Source organism: Lentzea sp. NPDC003310, assembly GCF_040610935.1.
Classification (GTDB): domain Bacteria; phylum Actinomycetota; class Actinomycetes; order Mycobacteriales; family Pseudonocardiaceae; genus Lentzea.
Map to the genome: position 1 here is coordinate 13,932 of NZ_JBEXNC010000019.1, position 15,050 is coordinate 28,981.

The window sequence follows — 15,050 nt, forward strand, 5'->3', positions numbered from 1 at the left end:
GAGAGATCGGTTGCAGGGACCTCTCTCGGGGGCTCTAGGGGGACGGGTGGTGGGGCGGCGGCAGGGGTCGCCCCACCCCTCCCATCCCTTCTTGCCTCTCGAACCCGGTGCAGGCGCCGGGCCCTCGACGGCAGGCGCAGGGCTCAAGCGGACGTGCCACGAGCCTCATTGCGCCTCCTCCCGGTCTCTTTCGGACCGAATCCTTACGCCCGTTCGAGTGAAGTTGCGAACCTGTCGGCTATGACGGCCCGCCTCGAACGTGAACGAAGTGTGTCACAGCTCACGACAGATCAACTGCGGTGCGTAGCAATTGACAGTTAACTATCGCTCAACGTGATTACGTGATCACCGAATGGGGTCGGTGGTCGTGGAGGGCGTCGAGCTGTCCGACGAAGGCCGCGACTCGGTCGTCGTCGAGGGCGTCGTCGTGGTGGTGCCGTCGGAGGTCGGCGGCGCGGAACCGCCGGTAGACGAGCTCGGCGGCGCCGTGACGGTGACCGTCTCGGTCTTCGTCGTCTCGGTGTGCGTCTCGGTCTGGGTGCTTGTGGACGGTTTGCCCGGATCGGCGGTGACGGGTTTGCCGGTCACGAGCTGGACGCTCGTGACTGTGAGGACGGTCACCACGAACACGAGCAGTCCGCCGACAGCGATTACCTGCCAACGCTTCTCGCGTTCCATCGACCGTTGGTAGAACACGGCACCCACGGTGGTCACCAGACTCGCGAGGATCGCGCCGATGACGGTGCCGACGAGGTTCAGGCGAAGGCTCAGCACGGCCGCCGTGGCGGCGGCGAGCACACTCGCGACGAGCTTGACGGGGGTGATCTTCTCCTTCTCAGACATGACACCCGTAGGACGTTGGGCACAGTTCACCGGTTGTGGCCCGGTGACGTGCATCATCAACCCATGCGCCTGGTGACTCTCGAAGATGTCCAAGCGGCCGCCGCCGCGATCGCCCCGCATGTCGTCCACACCCCGTTGCTGCCCTTCGACTCCGGCCTGTGGATCAAGCCCGAGTCGCTGCAGCCGATCGGCGCGTTCAAACAGCGTGGCGCCGTGAACGCGTTGTCCCGCATACCTTCCGAGGACCGCGAGCGCGGTGTCGTGGCGTACTCGAGCGGTAACCACGCGCAAGCGGTCGCCTACGCCGCCAAGACCCTCGGCATGCCGGCCGCGATCGTCGTGCCGGAGAACACCCCGCAGCTCAAGATCGACGCGACGCGCGCGCACGGCGCCGAGGTGTTCGTCGTCGGCATCACCGAGCGCGAGTCCCGCGCCTACGAACTGGTCGAGGAGCGCAAGGCCACGCTCATCCCGCCGTTCGACCACCCCGACGTGATCGCGGGCCAGGGCACGATCGCCCTGGAGGTCGTCGCGGACCTGCCCGAGGTGGCGACGATCCTGGTGCCGGTGAGCGGCGGCGGACTGATCTCCGGCGTCGCCGCGGCCGCGAAAGCGTTGCGCCCCAACGTCCGCGTCATCGGCGTCGAGCCCGAACTGGCCGGCGACACGGCCGCGTCGTTCGCCGCCGGCGAGCAGGTCCACTGGGACGCGCACGACCGCGCCCGGACCGTCGCGGACGGACTGCGCGCCGAGCCGTCGGACCTGACGTGGGCGCACATCCAGGAGTACGTGGACGACGTGGTCACCGTGTCCGAGGACGAGATCCGGGACGCGGTGAAGCAGATCGCGCGCCGCACGCGGATCGTGTCCGAGACGAGCGGAGCGGTCGCCGTGGCCGCCCACCTGAACCGTCTCCTGCCGTCCGGTCCGGCCGTCGCGGTGGTCTCCGGAGGCAACATCGAACCCACCCTGCTCGCGTCGATCCTCGGATGATCGCGCTCCCAGAAATCCGTTCGGCGGCGACGGTCATCGCACCGCACGTGGTGCGCACGCCGTTGCTGCCGTTCGGTGCTGGATGGATCAAGCCGGAGAACCTGCAGCCGATCGGCGCGTTCAAGCTGAGGGGCGCGCTGAACGCGTTGGCACGCCTGGAGAACCGTTCGTCGGGAGTGGTCGCGTACTCGAGCGGCAACCACGCCCAGGCCGTGGCGTTCGCCGCGAGGCTGCACGGCGTGCCGGCCGCGATCGTGATGCCGGACAACACCCCGCCGGTGAAGATCGAGGCCACGAAGGCCCTGGGTGCCGAGGTGTTCATCGTCGGCATCACCGAACGGGTCGAGCGCGCCGAAGCCCTGGTCGCCGAGCGCGGCGCCGCCCTGATCCCGCCGTTCGACCACCCCGACGTGATCGCCGGGCAGGGCACGATCGGCCTGGAGGTCCTCGACGACCTGCCGGACGTGGACACCGTCGTGGTGCCGATGTCCGGCGGCGGGCTGATCTCGGGCGTGGCCACGGCGGTGAAGTCGCTGCGCCCGGACGTCCGGGTGCTCGGCGCGGAACCCGAACTGGCCGCCGACATCGCGGAGTCGCTGCGGGCGGGCTCACTGGTGCGGTGGGACCCGCTGCGGCGGGCCCGGACGGTCGCCGACGCGCTGCGGGACGGGCCTTCGGCGCTGACCTGGGCGCACATCAGCCGGTACGTGGACGACGTGGTCACGGTGTCGGAGGACGAGATCCTCGCGGCGGTGGGCGGGCTGGCGCGCCGGGCGCGGCTGGTCGCGGAGCCGAGCGGGGCCGTGGCGGTGGCGGCGCTGGAGAAGGTCGGCGGGAAGGGCGTGGCCGTCCTGTCCGGCGGCAACGTCGACCCGGCCCTACTGGCGCGCCTTCTCGCCACCTGAGCGGATGTGCGTGGGCGGCCCCTCCACCCCGCAGTGCAGGCACTCCCCGGGGTGCGGGGCCTCCTGCTGCTCCGGCGCCGCGGCCAGCACCCGGTTGTCGACCCCGAGCGCGAGCAGGCCGCCGACGACCGCGGCCACCGCGCACAGCACCAGCGCCATCTCCCACCCGGCCGTCATGACCTCCGGGTTCGCGTAGTCCTCCCCCATCAGCCCGACCGCCGCGGGCAGCACGGCCATCGCGAGCAGGCTGCCGGTGCGCGCCACGGCGTTGTTCACGCCCGACGCGACGCCCGCGTGGTGGTCGGGTGCGGAGGCCAGCACGGTGGCCGTCACCGGGGCGACCACGACCGCGAGGCCGAGGCCGAACACCAGCACGCCGGGCAGCACGCCGAGGACGTACGAGGCGCCCGGAGCAGCGTTGCGCAGCAGCAGCATGCCCAGGCCGACCAGGATCGGGCCGACCACGAGTTGCAGGCGCGGGCCGTAGCGCTGGGCGATCTTCCCGGACGTCGAGGAGGCCAGCAGCATGATGATCGTGATCGGCACGCTGGCGAGGCCGGAGGCGGTCGGCGAATAGCCGAGGGAGATCTGCAGCTGCAGCACGAGCAGCACCATCACGCCGCCCAGTGCCGCGTACACCAGGAATGTCAGCAGGTTGGCCACGAGAAATGTCCGGTTGCGGAACAACTCGGGTGGCACGAGCGGATCGGCGGACCTTTTCTGGACCACGCCGAACGCGACCATCGCAACCACGCCGGCCGCGGCGACGAAATACGACTGCTCGACCAGGCCGCCGGTGAGCAGGGCCAGTCCCACGGCTCCGACCAGGGCGGACAGGTAGTTCGGGTGTCCGGCGGAATCGTCGCGGGACTCCGGCACGAAACGCAGTGCGAGGAAAACGCACAAAGCGGCGACCGGCAGGTTCACCAGGAACGCGAGCCGCCACGACCACGCCTGCACCAGCAATCCGCCGACCAGAGGGCCGACCGCCGTCGCGACACCGGAAAGTCCCGACCACGCGCCAATGGCACGGGAACGGTCCTCGCGGTTGAACGACGACTGCAGAATCGCCAGAGCGCCCGGTGTGAGCAACGCCGCGCCGACGCCTTGCAGCACCCGCGCGGCCACCAGCACCGGGACGTTCCACGCGGCGCCGCACAGCAGCGACGCCACGCCGAACCACACCACGCCGACCACGTAGACCCGGCGGCGGCCGAACCGGTCGCCGAGCGACCCCGCGACCAGGATCAGCGACGCGAGGGCCAGCAGGTAGCCGTTGAGGATCCACTGCAGGTCGGTGACCGACGCGCCGAGCTCCGCGCCGATCCGGGGCAGCGCCACGTTGACGATCGTCCCGTCGAGCATCGCCATGCCCGAGCCGAGGATCGTCGTCGCCAGCACCCAGCGGGCGCGCGGCGTGCCCCAGGCGATCAAGACGGCCGGTTCAGCGTGGCCACGAACTTGTAGCGGTCGCCGCGGTAGACCGAGCGCACCCATTCGATCGGGTTGCCGTCGGTGTCGTACGAGTGCCGCGACAGCAGCAGCATCGGCAGGCCGATGTCGGCGCCGAGCAGCTCTGCCTCTTCGGGCGAGGCCAGCGCCGTCTCGATCGTCTCCTCGGCGTGGCCCATCTCGACGCCGAAGCGCTCGGACAGCACCTGGTACAGCGACGCGCCTGGCGCCAGGTACCGGCGCAGCCCGCGGAAGCGGCCCAGCGCGAGGTGCGTCGTCTCGATCGCCATCGGCTCGTTGTCGGCGAGGCGCAGGCGGTGCAGCCGCAGGACCTTGGCCCCCGGACGCACGCCCAGCAGGCGGGCGAGCTCGGCCTCCGCCGGCATCTCCGAGGCCTCGATCAGCTTCGACGAGGGCACGCGGCCCTGGGCCCGCATGTCCTCTGTGTACGAAGACAGCTGCAACCTCTGGGCGACCTTCGGTTCGGCCGCGAAGGTGCCCTTGCCCTGCACTCGGAGCAGGCGGCCTTCCACCGTCAGCTCGGCGAGCGCCTGGCGGACGGTCGTCCTGGAGACGTCGAACTCCGCCGCGAGCGACCGTTCCGTGGGGATCGGTGAGCCGGGCGGCAGCGCCCTCAACAGGTCGAGCAGGTGCCGCTTGAGACCCCAGTACTTGGGTTCGCGTTGCGCACGCGTCCTGGCGTCCACGCCCGATGCAGGCGTCGTCTCCAGCATGGCCTCCTCCTCGCACTCCATGTCACGCATCACAAGGATGCCTTGTCCGTGTCGATTCGTGCGTCCGAACCCCCGACATCAGTCCCGAAATTCGTCCGATGACTTCGCAACGTCTTGGTCACGCGCTTGACAGACGCGGTGACGCAGCACACGCTGTTCCGCATTGGTCTACACCACTTGGACGTTCCGGCCGAGGGCCGGGCTCGGTGAAAGGGCGCGAACTGTGAAGGGCTGGAGAGGACTCGCTGCTGGTGCCGCCGCACTGGCAGTGGCCGTGTCGGGTTGCGGCACGAGCACGAACAGCGGCAGCGGCACGGAGACCAAAGAGATCACCGTGTGGCTCATGGACGGCTCCGCGGCGCCGACCCTGACCGACGCCTTGAACAAGGAGTTCGAGTCGGCGAACGGGATCAAGGTCAAGTACGAGGTCCAGAAGTGGACCGGCATCCAGGAGAAGCTGACCACCGCACTGGCCAGCAGCACGCCGCCGGACGTCATCGAGCTCGGCAACACCCAGATCGCGAGCTTCGCGGACCAGGGCACGCTGGCCGACCTGACTGCGGACGCGGGCCAGTTCAACAGCGGTGAGTGGCTGGGCGGCCTCAAGGACTCGCTGACGCTGAACGGCAAGCAGTACGGCGTGCCGTTCTACGCCGCGAACCGCACCGTCATCTACCGCACGGACCTGTTCCAGGCGGCCGGCATCGCGCAGCCGCCGACCTCGCGTGCCGAGTGGATCGACGCGATCAACAAGCTCAAGGCCGCGAACGCGTCCAACCCGGACTTCCAGGCCCTGTACCTGCCCGGTCAGTCCTGGTACTTCCTGCTCTCCCTGATCTGGGACGAGGGCGGCGACATCGCCAAGCAGGACAACGGCAAGTGGACGAGCACGCTCGACAGCGCGCAGTCCAAGGCCGGCTTCGAGGCCTACAAGGCCCTCTACGACGCGTCGGCCGCCAAGAAGGCGCCGGCGGACATCGACGAGGCCAAGCCGCAGCAGTACGAGGTCTTCCAGACCGGCAACGTCGGCATGATGATCGGTCTCCCGTGGGAGCTCGGCAGCGCCGTGAAGGACAAGCCGGAGCTCAAGGAGAAGACCGCCGCGTTCCCGATCCCGTCCAAGAAGGCCGGCTCGACCGCCCCCGTGTTCCTCGGTGGCTCGAACCTCGCCATCCCGACGGCCAGCAAGAACGCCGAGGCCGCGAAGAAGTGGCTGGCGCTGCTGTCGTCCAAGAAGTACCAGGACATGCTCGCCGAGGGTGGCGCGGTGCCCGGCACCTCGAAGGACACCTCGAAGCTCGAGTCCAACGCGGTCGGCAAGGCGCTCGCCGCCTCCGCCCCGAACGGCAAGGTCACCCCGAGCTCGCCGAAGTGGGCGGCCGTCGAGGCGGGCCAGAACCCGCTGAAGGACGCGCTCACGGCGTACCTCTCCGGTGCCAAGCCACTGGACGCGGCAACGAAGGACGCAGCCGACGCCGTCACCAAGGCACTGGGCTAGCCCAGCTGAGATGACGGCCGTCAAGACGACCGAAACGGCAGCGCCGGCAGGGGACATCCCTCCGGCGCTGCCGCCTGCCGTGACGGGTGGGGCGCGCCAGCGCCGCCGCCGGGGCGGCGCCTCCGACAGGGCGCTGCCGTACCTCCTGCTCGCTCCCGCGTTCATCGCGATCCTCTGGCTGATCGGCTGGCCGATCGTCTCGGTGTTCGTGACGAGCTTCCGCCAGCTGAACCTCGGTGAGCTGGTCCGCGGCGAGGTCGTGTGGACCGGGTTCGACAACTACGTGACGGTGCTGCAGGACGAGCGCTTCTGGGACGTCTCGATCCGGACCGTGCTGTTCACCGCCGCCGTCGTCGTGGGTTCCGTCGGCACCGGCCTCGGGATCGCCCTGCTGATGCGCGTGCTCACGCCGTGGGTGCGGGTGGCGCTGCAGGTCGCGATGCTGTGCGCCTGGGCCATGCCGATCCTCGCGTCGACCACGGTCTACCAGTGGATGTTCGACCAGAACTACGGCATCTTGAACAAGACGCTGGTGCAGCTGGGCTTCGACTCGTTCGCCGGCTACTCGTGGTTCTCCTCGGGCACCTCGACGCTGTCCGTCGTCGGCATCCTGATCGTGTGGCAGGCGATCCCCTTCCTCGCCTTCTCGCTCTACGCGGGCCTCGTCGGCATTCCGCGCGACCTCTACGAGGCCGCGGGCATCGACGGCGCGTCCGGCCTGCAGACGTTCCGCGCGGTGACGTGGCCGGAGATCAAGTCGCTGCTGATGATGGTGACGTTCCTGTCGACGCTGTGGGACTTCAAGGTCTTCGCGCAGGTCTGGGTGTTCCGCGAGGGCGGTCCCAGCGGGCAGAGCACGACGCTGCCGGTGCTGCAGTACCTGGAGGGCATCGCGAAGAGCCACTTCGGCGTCGCGGCCGCGATCTCCGTGCTGATGATGATCATCCTCGGCCTGATCACGTTCCAGTACCTGCGCAAGCTGCTGCAGACCGAGGAGGGCAAGATCTGATGCTCAAGAAGTCTGCGGCGAACGTCGTGGGCATCGTGCTCGCGGTGTTCTTCTTCTTCCCGACGTACTGGATGGTCACGTCGGCGCTGAAGCCCAAGGGTTCGACGATCACGTCCGACTACGACCTGATCCCGTTCTCGGTGACGTTCCAGAACTTCGTGACAGCGTGGACGAAGCCCGGCTTCCTGTCCTCGCTCGGCAACAGCCTCCTCGTGACGCTGACCGCCGTCGTCGCCGCGATCGTCGTCGGCATCACGGCCGCGGTCGCCATGTCGCGCTTCCGGTTCCGCGGCCGCAAGAGCTTCGTGCTGCTGATGCTGGTCGCGCAGATGGCGCCGTTCGAGGCGTTGCTGATCCCGATGTTCCTGATGATGCGGGACCTGCAGCTCTACGAACACCTCTCGTCGCTGATCCTCGTGTACTTCGCGGTGACGCTGCCGTTCTGCGCGTGGACGTTGCGCGGGTTCGTCAACGGCATCCCGATCGAGCTCGAGGAGGCCGCGATGGTCGACGGCTGCGGCCGTTGGGGCGCCTTCCAGAAGGTGACCCTGCCGCTGCTCGGACCGGGTCTCGTGGCGACGTCGGTGTTCGCGTTCATCACGGCGTGGAACGAGTTCCTCTTCGCGAAGGTGCTGATCCGCAGCCAGGACAGCGAGACGCTGCCGGTGTGGCTGTCCGGGTTCCAGACCGCCTTCGGCACGGACTGGGGTGGCGCGATGGCGGCCTCGGCGCTGTTCACGGTGCCGGCGCTGGTGTTCTTCCTGATCGTGCAACGCAAGATGGTCGCCGGCGTCACAGCCGGTGCTGTGAAGGGATGACGCGTGGATCAGTTGGCCGCTGCCGTTCTGCTTCCCGGTTTCACCGGAACGACCGCTCCCGACTGGTTGAGGCGGCGGGTCGCTGACGGCCTCGGCGGCGTTGTGCTCTTCGGGCGCAACGTCGTCGACGACGCCCAGGTGGCCGCGCTGTGCTCCGAACTGCGTTCGGTGCGCCCGGACGTGGTGATCGGCATCGACGAGGAGGGCGGCGACGTCACGCGTCTCGACGCGGGTCGCGGTTCCGAGGTGCCGGGCAACTACTCCCTGGGCGTGGTGGACGACCTCGACCTCACGCGCTCGGTGGCCGCGTCCATCGGGTCGCGGCTCGCGAAGTGCGGGATCTCGCTCAACCTCGCCCCGTCCGCCGACCTCGTGCTGACGCTCGACGACCCGATCATCGGCGTCCGCGCGTTCGGGTCGGACCCGGTGCTCGCCGCGCGGCACATCGCCGCGTGGGTCGAGGGCCTGCAGGCCGTGGGCGTCGCCGCCTGCGCCAAGCACTTCCCCGGCCACGGAGCGTCCACTGAGGACTCCCACCAGGAGCTCCCGGTGCTGCCGCGCACCGAGGAGCAGCTGCGGGCCGTGGAGCTGGTGCCGTTCCAGGCGGCCGTGCACGCGGGCGTCCGCTCGATCATGACCGGCCACCTCGTGATCCCCGAGTGGGGTCCGGCGCCGGTGACGCTGAACAAGCACGCCATCGACCTGCTGCGCACCGAGCTGGGCTTCACCGGCGCGGTGATCACCGATGGCCTCGACATGAAGGCCGTCGGCGGTGACCTGGCGCACGGAGCCGTGCGCGCGTTGGCCGCCGGTGTCGACGCGTTGTGCCTGGGCGGCATCTCCCTGGGCGACGACGACATCCAGTGGCTGATCGACTCGATCGTCGCGGCCGTGAAGTCCGGTGAGCTGTCCGAGGAACGCCTGACCCAGGCGGCCAAGCGGTCGCTGGCCCTCGGCCTCCCGCCGTCCACTGTGGACGCGCACGACACCGAGATCGGTCTCACAGCCGCTCGGCGGGCGGTCCGGGTGCGCGGAGAGGTTAGTGTCGGATCCGACCCGGTCGTCGTCGACCTGGTCGTGGACCCGTCGGAGGCCGTGGGCGACGTCCCGTGGGGGCTCGGCCCGTACCTCGGCGAGGTCCTCCCCGGCACCGAGGTGATCGCCTCGCGCGACGTCACGGCGGAAGAAGTTGCGCGGACCGCGAGCGGCCGCACGATTGTGGTCGTGACCAGGGACGCCCACCGCCACACTGCCGCTCGACAACTGATAACAAACTTAACTAATCTGGGCCAGGACGTGGTGCACGTCGAGACCGGCGTGCCGGGTCCAGACCTGGGCAGCGTCGCCCGCATCGACACCCACGGCGGTTCTCGGGTGAGCCTCCGAGCCGCGGCCGAGCTGATCCTGAAAGGCACGACATGACCACGCCCCAGCCAGGCCGGCACATGGCCGAAGAGATCGCGGCCCAGCCGTCGGTCTTCGCCGACCTCTACGCCTCGCGGTCCGCGATCGCCGAGGTGGCCGCCGTGATCCGCGACCGTGCCCCGCGCTTCGTGCTCTTCGCGGCCCGCGGCTCGAGCGACCACGCCGCGATCTACGCGAAGTACCTCACCGAGATCCTGCTGCAGCTCCCCGCGGGCCTGGTCTCCGCCTCGACGACCACGCTCTACGGCGCCGAGCCCGACCTGCGCGACGTCCTGCTGGTCACCGTCTCGCAGTCCGGCGGCTCCCCCGACCTGCTGGAGGTCACCGCCTCCTACCGCAGGCGCGGCGCCCTGACCGTGGCCGTGACGAACACCCCGGACTCGCCGCTGAACGCGGCCGCCGAGCTCTCGGTGAACGTCTCGGCGGGCGTCGAGCACGCGGTGGCCGCCACCAAGACGTACTCGGCGACGTTGCTCGCCCTCTACCTGCTGATCGACGCGGTGCGCGGCGGCAACGGCGAGGCGGCGGCGCAGCTCGGCGAGCTGGCCCAGGTGACGCTCGACCAGTCGGCGCCGACCGTCGACGAGGCCGTGCGCCGGTACCGGTTCGTGGACCGCGTCCTCACCACCGGCCGCGGCTACTCCTACGCCACGGCGCTGGAAGCCTCGCTGAAGCTCGCGGAGACGTCCTACCTGGCGGCCCGCGCCTACAGCGGCGCCGACCTGCTGCACGGTCCGGTCGCGGCGGTCGACGGCGAGACCGCGGTCCTCGCCATCGCCTCGTTGGGCAAGGGCGGCGACTCGATCCGCGACGCCCTCGACGTGGTGCACCAGCGCGGTGCCGACATCGTCGCCGTCGGTTCGGCCTCGGAGAAGGTGGGCGCGACGCTGTCCGTCGCCATCCCGGAGACGGCCGAGGAAGTGGCGCCCGTGCTGGAGATCCTGCCCGTGCAGCGGCTGGCCCACGGCCTGGCGCTCGCCCGCGGCGGCGACCCCGACAGCCCGCGCGGCCTGAACAAGGTCACGCGCACGCTCTGATCGCGCGCGCAGCGAAGAGCCCCGCCCGGCCCCCCCGGGCGGGGCTCTTCTCGTTGCTCAGCCGAAGATCTCCGCGACGAGGTTCTTCGTGACCTCCTGGAACGCCTGCGCCAGCGACAGGTCCGCGTCGTCGACGTAGCTCAGCGCGGCAGTCAGGGTCTTCGAGCCGTCGGCCGTCGTGTACATCAACGCGCCGTGGCCGATCGCGCCGCCGTTGTGCGTGATCACCTTGCCGCTGCCGGTCTCCTGCACGAACACGCCCAGGCCGTAGCCCACCTCCGACTCCGGGGTGAGCATCTCGGCGAGCAGCGGGGCGGGCAGCAGCTCACCGCGCACGAGAGCCGTGACGAACGTCGCCAGGTCCGCGGTCGTGGAGATCATGTCGCCGCCGCTGGAGATCCAGGACGGGTCGATGCGAGTGACGTCGACCGTCCTCTCCTCGCCGCCGTCGTCGTAGCGGTAGTAGGCGTGGGCGTGCGGCTCGGGGATCTCCGGGCCGGCCGGGGCGGACGTGTCGCGCAGCCCCAGCGGGTCGAGGACCAGGTGCCGGACCGCCTCGGCGAACGTGCTGCCGGTGACCTTCTCGATCACCAGACGGGCGATGACGTAGTTCGTGTTGGAGTAGCTCCAATCCGTGCCCGGCTCGAACCGCGCGGGCTTGGCCAGCGCGAACCGCACCAGGTCCTCCGGCCGGTGGGAGGTGAACCGGCTGTCCAGGAACTCCTTGCCCTGCCAGCAGATGCCCTTCGCGACCGTGCCGTCCTCGTAGTACTCGCCGGTGTGGTTGAAGATCCCGCTGGTGTGCTGGAGCAACATGCGGACGGTGACGCGGGGGTCGACACCGAACTCGGGCAGGTGCGCGGCCACCTGGTCGTCCAGCCCGATCCGGCCCTCCGCGACGAGGCGCAGCACCGCGGCCGCGACGAACGTCTTGGTGTTGCTGCCGATCCGGACGTGGCCGTTCGGCGGCGGTCCCGCGTCCCCGTCGAGCTCGCTCCGGCCGGCTCGCGCGGTGCGGTCACCCCGGTCGTCGCGCAGGCGGAGTTCCACCCCGGTGAAACCCGCGTCGACCATGTCCTGGGCGATCTTCTGCAACTGCTCCGACATCTCCGACTCCCTGTGGCTCGGTGTTTCTGATGAGCGAAACGCTACGTTGCGTTTGCGGGGCCAGCCAACAAGCTCGTTGCACAAGAACTGAGTATTTGCAGTTCATCGGCACAATTTCGTTGCAACAGCGTGGATATTTAACGCAACGGCCGTTGCAATGAGAATGCGGTGAACGCTATGCGCACGACGAAGGGCGCCTCCCTCCCCGTGCGACGGGGGAGGAAGGCGCCCTTCGTGGTTCGGACTACTGACCCGCGGTGGCGTACCCGGCCGCGACCGGCGCGACGGGCACCTCGGCGTCGAACACGACCCGACCGTCGACCCAGACCTTCTTGGGCCGCAGGTCGTCGTCCCACCACACCAGGTCGGCGACGGCACCGGGGGCGAGCCGGCCGAGACCGGACTCCCCGATGACCTCGGCCGGGACGATCGTCGCCGACGCCAACGCGTCGGCGACCGGCACGCCCACGGACACGATGTTGCGCACCGCGCGGTCGAGCGTGAGCGCGGAGCCCGCGATCGTGCCCTCCGGCGAGCGCGGCACGCCGTCCTCGGTGAGCAGCACGTCCGCACCACCGAGGTGGTAGCGGCCGGGCGGCATCCCCGCGGCGGCGACGGCGTCCGTGACCAGGGCGACCCGCGCCCCGGCCGCGTTGAACACGAGGCGGCACACGTCCGGCCCCACGTGCGCGAGGTCGGCGATCAACCCGAGCGTGAAGCGCTCGTCGACCAGGGCGACACCGGGCACGCCGGGTTCGCGGTGGCCGAGCGGCCTCTGGGCGTTGAACAGGTGCGTCACCATGCGGGCACCGGCATCGGCGGCGGCGCGGGTCTGCTCACCCGTGGCGTCCGAGTGGCCCACCGCGACGAGCACGCCGGCCTCGACGAGGCGGCGGACCGCCTCCAGACCGCCGGGCTGCTCGGGAGCCATCGTGACCATCCGCAGCGCCCTGCGGATGAGGTCGTCGTCCAGCAGCGCCGAGATCTGGTCCGGACCAGGCTCGACCATGAACGACGGGTCGTGCACCCCTGCCCGTTTGGGCGACAGGAAGGGGCCTTCGAGATGTACGCCCAACGGCCGCGCGCCCACCCCGTCCGGCAGGGCGGCGGACGCGGCCAGCACGGCCCGGGTCTGCCTGAGGATCACGTCGACCGGTGCGGTGATCAACGTGGGCAGGAAGCGGGTCACACCGGTGGACGGCAGTGCTTCGGCCACGGAACGCATCCCGGTGGCGTCCACCTCGGCGAAGTCGACGCCCACGGCGCCGTTCACCTGCACGTCGACCAGGCCCGGTGTCAGCAGGCCGTCGGATAGGACCTCCGCGCCGGGTGGTGCTTCACCGGTGGTCACCTCGACGATGCGGCCGTCCCTGATCCGCACCGAGGCAGGACCGACGATCGTGCGACCGAGCAATGCGCGCGGTGCTGCGACAACGGCGTCCAAGATCCCTCCTTGAATGGTCCAGACCATTATGGCGACAACAGAGGTCCGCGTCACGTGTCGTTAGGAGATAACCATCTTACATAACACCTGGTGAATCATGCCCGAAATGCCCGGGATGCCACGAAGATGACCAACGGTGCCGCATACTGGTGCCCAGACATCCGAGGTCTACGACGAGTTGAGGGTGCCGTGGCAGTCACCGACGATGCGATCCTGCGCGTCAAGGAGATGATCGTTTCGGGCGAGCTCAAGCCCGGCGACCGCCTCCCGCGAGAGGCTGACCTGGCAGAACGCCTCGGCCTGTCGCGCAACTCGCTGCGCGAGGCCGTGAAGGCGCTGTCGCTCGTCCGCGTGCTCGACGTCCGCCAGGGCGACGGCACGTACGTCTCGTCCCTGAGGGCTGACGACCTGCTGGGCGCGCTCTCGTTCGTGCTCGACCTCCACCGAGGCGAGGATTCGGTGCTCGAAGTCCTCCAGGTGCGCCGCATCCTGGAGCCCGCGGCGGCCGCCATGGCCGCCCAAAGGGTGGAACCGGACGAGATCGTGAAGCTGCGCGCGCTCTGCGACGCGGCCGAAGGAGCCAAGTCCGTCGAGGAACTGGTCGAGCACGACCTCGACTTCCACCGCGCGATCGCCCAGTGCTCGGGCAACGCCTACCTGGCGCAGCTGCTCGACACGCTGGCCGGGCCGACCGTGCGGGTGCGGATCTGGCGCGGCATCACGCAGTCGAACGCGGTGGACCGGACGGTGGCCGAGCACCGGGCGATCGTGGACGCGCTGGCGGCGCGGCAGCCGGAGTTGGCTCGGAGCTGGTCGACGGTGCACGTGGCCGGCGTCGAGCAGTGGCTGTCAGACCTGGCGTAGCTCCTCCAGCACCGCCCGCACCGCCGGCTGACCGTCCGCCCGGTTGCGCACCACCGCCGACACGGTCCGGAACACCTGCTGCGTCAACGGCCGCAACGCCACCCCCGGCCGTCGCGCCACGGACGGCACCAGCGCCACCCCGAGCCCGGCCTCGACGAGCCCGCACATCACCCCAAAGTCGTCGCAGTACGCCTGCGCCCGCGGCACGAACCCGGCGGCGCCGCACGCCCGCTGGGTCAGCTCGTGGCACGACGCGTCGGTGCGCGGCATGATCCACGGCCGGTCGGCCAGCACCGACAGGTCCACGGAGTCTTGCTGCACCAACGGGTCCGAGAGCGGCAGGGCCACGTTCACCGGTTCCACGAACAGCTCGAACGACTCGCAGGATTCGGGCAGCGAGCGCGGCATGATGTTGTACGAGTGGATCACCGCGATGTCGATGTCGCCGCGGCGCAGGGCGGGCAGCGAGGCCTCGGGTTCCATCTCGTGCACGAACAGGTCCACATCGGACCCGTGCTTCGACCTCAGCACCTGGATCACGCGCGGCAGCAACGCGGCCACCGACACGAACGCCCCGACGCGCACGGCGCCCGACACCGACGTGCGCAACGAGGCCAGGTCGGCTTCGGCGGCGGCCAGTTGGTCCAGGACCAGTTGGGTGTGGGCCGCGAGCACGTGGCCGGCGCGGGTCAGCACGAGCCGTCGGCCCTCCCGTTCGACCAGCGCGACGCCCGCTTCGCGTTCCAGGGCGGCCAGTTGCTGGGAGACGGCCGGCGAGGTCACGTGCAGGGCCTCGGCGGCGGCCGTGACCGTGCCGTGGACCGACAGGGCGTGGAGCAGGCGGAGTCGTCGTACGTCCAACACAAAGCTCAGCTTAACGTTCCGGGCAGAACTTCTAACTGGAACTTTCCGAACGCTCAA

General features: G+C 69.9%; 14 protein-coding genes. 8 read left to right on the forward strand and 6 right to left on the reverse strand.

Annotation, left to right across the window (positions count from 1 at the left end; all coding sequences use genetic code 11):
* Positions 1-345: 345 nt before the first annotated feature.
* Entirely contained in the window at positions 346-843 is a 498-nt protein-coding gene (locus ABZX02_RS33905; RefSeq protein WP_355304436.1) for a hypothetical protein, read from the reverse strand.
* Between the two features lie 63 nt (positions 844-906).
* Between ABZX02_RS33905 and ABZX02_RS33910 the strand changes: the two genes are divergently transcribed.
* The gene (locus ABZX02_RS33910; protein ID WP_355304438.1) at positions 907-1,836 is read left to right on the forward strand and encodes a threonine/serine dehydratase; all 930 of its coding nucleotides are present in this window, start codon (positions 907-909) and stop codon (positions 1,834-1,836) included.
* Complete coding sequence (locus tag ABZX02_RS33915) at positions 1,833-2,741, forward strand: threonine/serine dehydratase (RefSeq protein ID WP_355304440.1); 909 nt, start codon at positions 1,833-1,835, stop codon at positions 2,739-2,741. The genes ABZX02_RS33910 and ABZX02_RS33915 overlap by 4 nt, the downstream gene beginning before the upstream one ends.
* On the opposite strand, the gene ABZX02_RS33920 is transcribed toward ABZX02_RS33915, so the two are convergent.
* Both ABZX02_RS33920 and ABZX02_RS33925 read right to left on the reverse strand, forming a co-directional pair.
* On the reverse strand, positions 2,715-4,175 hold the full coding sequence (locus ABZX02_RS33920; protein WP_355304442.1) for an MFS transporter: 1,461 nt from the start codon (positions 4,173-4,175) through the stop codon (positions 2,715-2,717). The two genes, ABZX02_RS33915 and ABZX02_RS33920, sit on opposite strands and share 27 nt — an antisense overlap.
* Entirely contained in the window at positions 4,172-4,927 is a 756-nt protein-coding gene (locus tag ABZX02_RS33925) for a GntR family transcriptional regulator (RefSeq protein WP_089910302.1), read from the reverse strand. Before ABZX02_RS33925 ends, ABZX02_RS33920 begins: the two co-directional genes overlap by 4 nt.
* A gap of 223 nt (positions 4,928-5,150) precedes the next feature.
* On the opposite strand from ABZX02_RS33925, the gene ABZX02_RS33930 reads away from it, so the two are divergent.
* Genes ABZX02_RS33930 through ABZX02_RS33950 form a run of 5 tightly spaced genes read left to right on the forward strand, consistent with a single transcriptional unit; the run spans position 5,151 to position 10,714 of the window.
* Positions 5,151-6,425, forward strand: a complete 1,275-nt coding sequence (locus tag ABZX02_RS33930) for an extracellular solute-binding protein (protein ID WP_355304444.1) — start codon at positions 5,151-5,153, stop codon at positions 6,423-6,425.
* A gap of 10 nt (positions 6,426-6,435) precedes the next feature.
* On the forward strand, positions 6,436-7,434 hold the full coding sequence (locus ABZX02_RS33935) for a sugar ABC transporter permease (RefSeq protein ID WP_355304446.1): 999 nt from the start codon (positions 6,436-6,438) through the stop codon (positions 7,432-7,434).
* Positions 7,434-8,252 (forward strand): carbohydrate ABC transporter permease, encoded by an 819-nt coding sequence (locus ABZX02_RS33940; RefSeq protein ID WP_355304448.1) that lies wholly within the window; start codon positions 7,434-7,436, stop codon positions 8,250-8,252. Before ABZX02_RS33935 ends, ABZX02_RS33940 begins: the two co-directional genes overlap by 1 nt.
* 3 nt (positions 8,253-8,255) lie before the next feature.
* The gene (locus ABZX02_RS33945) at positions 8,256-9,674 is read left to right on the forward strand and encodes a glycoside hydrolase family 3 N-terminal domain-containing protein (RefSeq protein WP_355304450.1); all 1,419 of its coding nucleotides are present in this window, start codon (positions 8,256-8,258) and stop codon (positions 9,672-9,674) included.
* On the forward strand, positions 9,671-10,714 hold the full coding sequence (locus ABZX02_RS33950; protein WP_355304452.1) for an SIS domain-containing protein: 1,044 nt from the start codon (positions 9,671-9,673) through the stop codon (positions 10,712-10,714). The genes ABZX02_RS33945 and ABZX02_RS33950 overlap by 4 nt, the downstream gene beginning before the upstream one ends.
* A 57-nt stretch (positions 10,715-10,771) precedes the next feature.
* On the opposite strand, the gene ABZX02_RS33955 is transcribed toward ABZX02_RS33950, so the two are convergent.
* Complete coding sequence (locus ABZX02_RS33955; RefSeq protein WP_355304454.1) at positions 10,772-11,821, reverse strand: serine hydrolase domain-containing protein; 1,050 nt, start codon at positions 11,819-11,821, stop codon at positions 10,772-10,774.
* A gap of 244 nt (positions 11,822-12,065) precedes the next feature.
* Complete coding sequence (gene nagA, locus ABZX02_RS33960) at positions 12,066-13,265, reverse strand: N-acetylglucosamine-6-phosphate deacetylase (protein ID WP_355304456.1); 1,200 nt, start codon at positions 13,263-13,265, stop codon at positions 12,066-12,068.
* Between the two features lie 189 nt (positions 13,266-13,454).
* On the opposite strand from nagA, the gene ABZX02_RS33965 reads away from it, so the two are divergent.
* Positions 13,455-14,129, forward strand: a complete 675-nt coding sequence (locus ABZX02_RS33965; RefSeq protein ID WP_355304458.1) for a FadR/GntR family transcriptional regulator — start codon at positions 13,455-13,457, stop codon at positions 14,127-14,129.
* On the opposite strand, the gene ABZX02_RS33970 is transcribed toward ABZX02_RS33965, so the two are convergent.
* Entirely contained in the window at positions 14,115-14,993 is an 879-nt protein-coding gene (locus tag ABZX02_RS33970) for a LysR family transcriptional regulator (protein WP_355304460.1), read from the reverse strand. The two genes, ABZX02_RS33965 and ABZX02_RS33970, sit on opposite strands and share 15 nt — an antisense overlap.
* Positions 14,994-15,050 lie beyond the last annotated feature (57 nt).

What these genes read in the sequence shown, in the direction of transcription:
- ABZX02_RS33905 (WP_355304436.1), bottom strand. Translation starts at nt 843, where the DNA reads ATGTCTGAGAAGGAGAAGATCACCCCCGTCAAGCTCGTCGCGAGTGTG.
- ABZX02_RS33910 (WP_355304438.1), top strand. Translation starts at nt 907, where the DNA reads ATGCGCCTGGTGACTCTCGAAGATGTCCAAGCGGCCGCCGCCGCGATC.
- ABZX02_RS33915 (WP_355304440.1), top strand. Translation starts at nt 1,833, where the DNA reads ATGATCGCGCTCCCAGAAATCCGTTCGGCGGCGACGGTCATCGCACCG.
- ABZX02_RS33925 (WP_089910302.1), bottom strand. Translation starts at nt 4,927, where the DNA reads ATGCTGGAGACGACGCCTGCATCGGGCGTGGACGCCAGGACGCGTGCG.
- ABZX02_RS33935 (WP_355304446.1), top strand. Translation starts at nt 6,436, where the DNA reads ATGACGGCCGTCAAGACGACCGAAACGGCAGCGCCGGCAGGGGACATC.
- ABZX02_RS33940 (WP_355304448.1), top strand. Translation starts at nt 7,434, where the DNA reads ATGCTCAAGAAGTCTGCGGCGAACGTCGTGGGCATCGTGCTCGCGGTG.
- ABZX02_RS33950 (WP_355304452.1), top strand. Translation starts at nt 9,671, where the DNA reads ATGACCACGCCCCAGCCAGGCCGGCACATGGCCGAAGAGATCGCGGCC.
- ABZX02_RS33955 (WP_355304454.1), bottom strand. Translation starts at nt 11,821, where the DNA reads ATGTCGGAGCAGTTGCAGAAGATCGCCCAGGACATGGTCGACGCGGGT.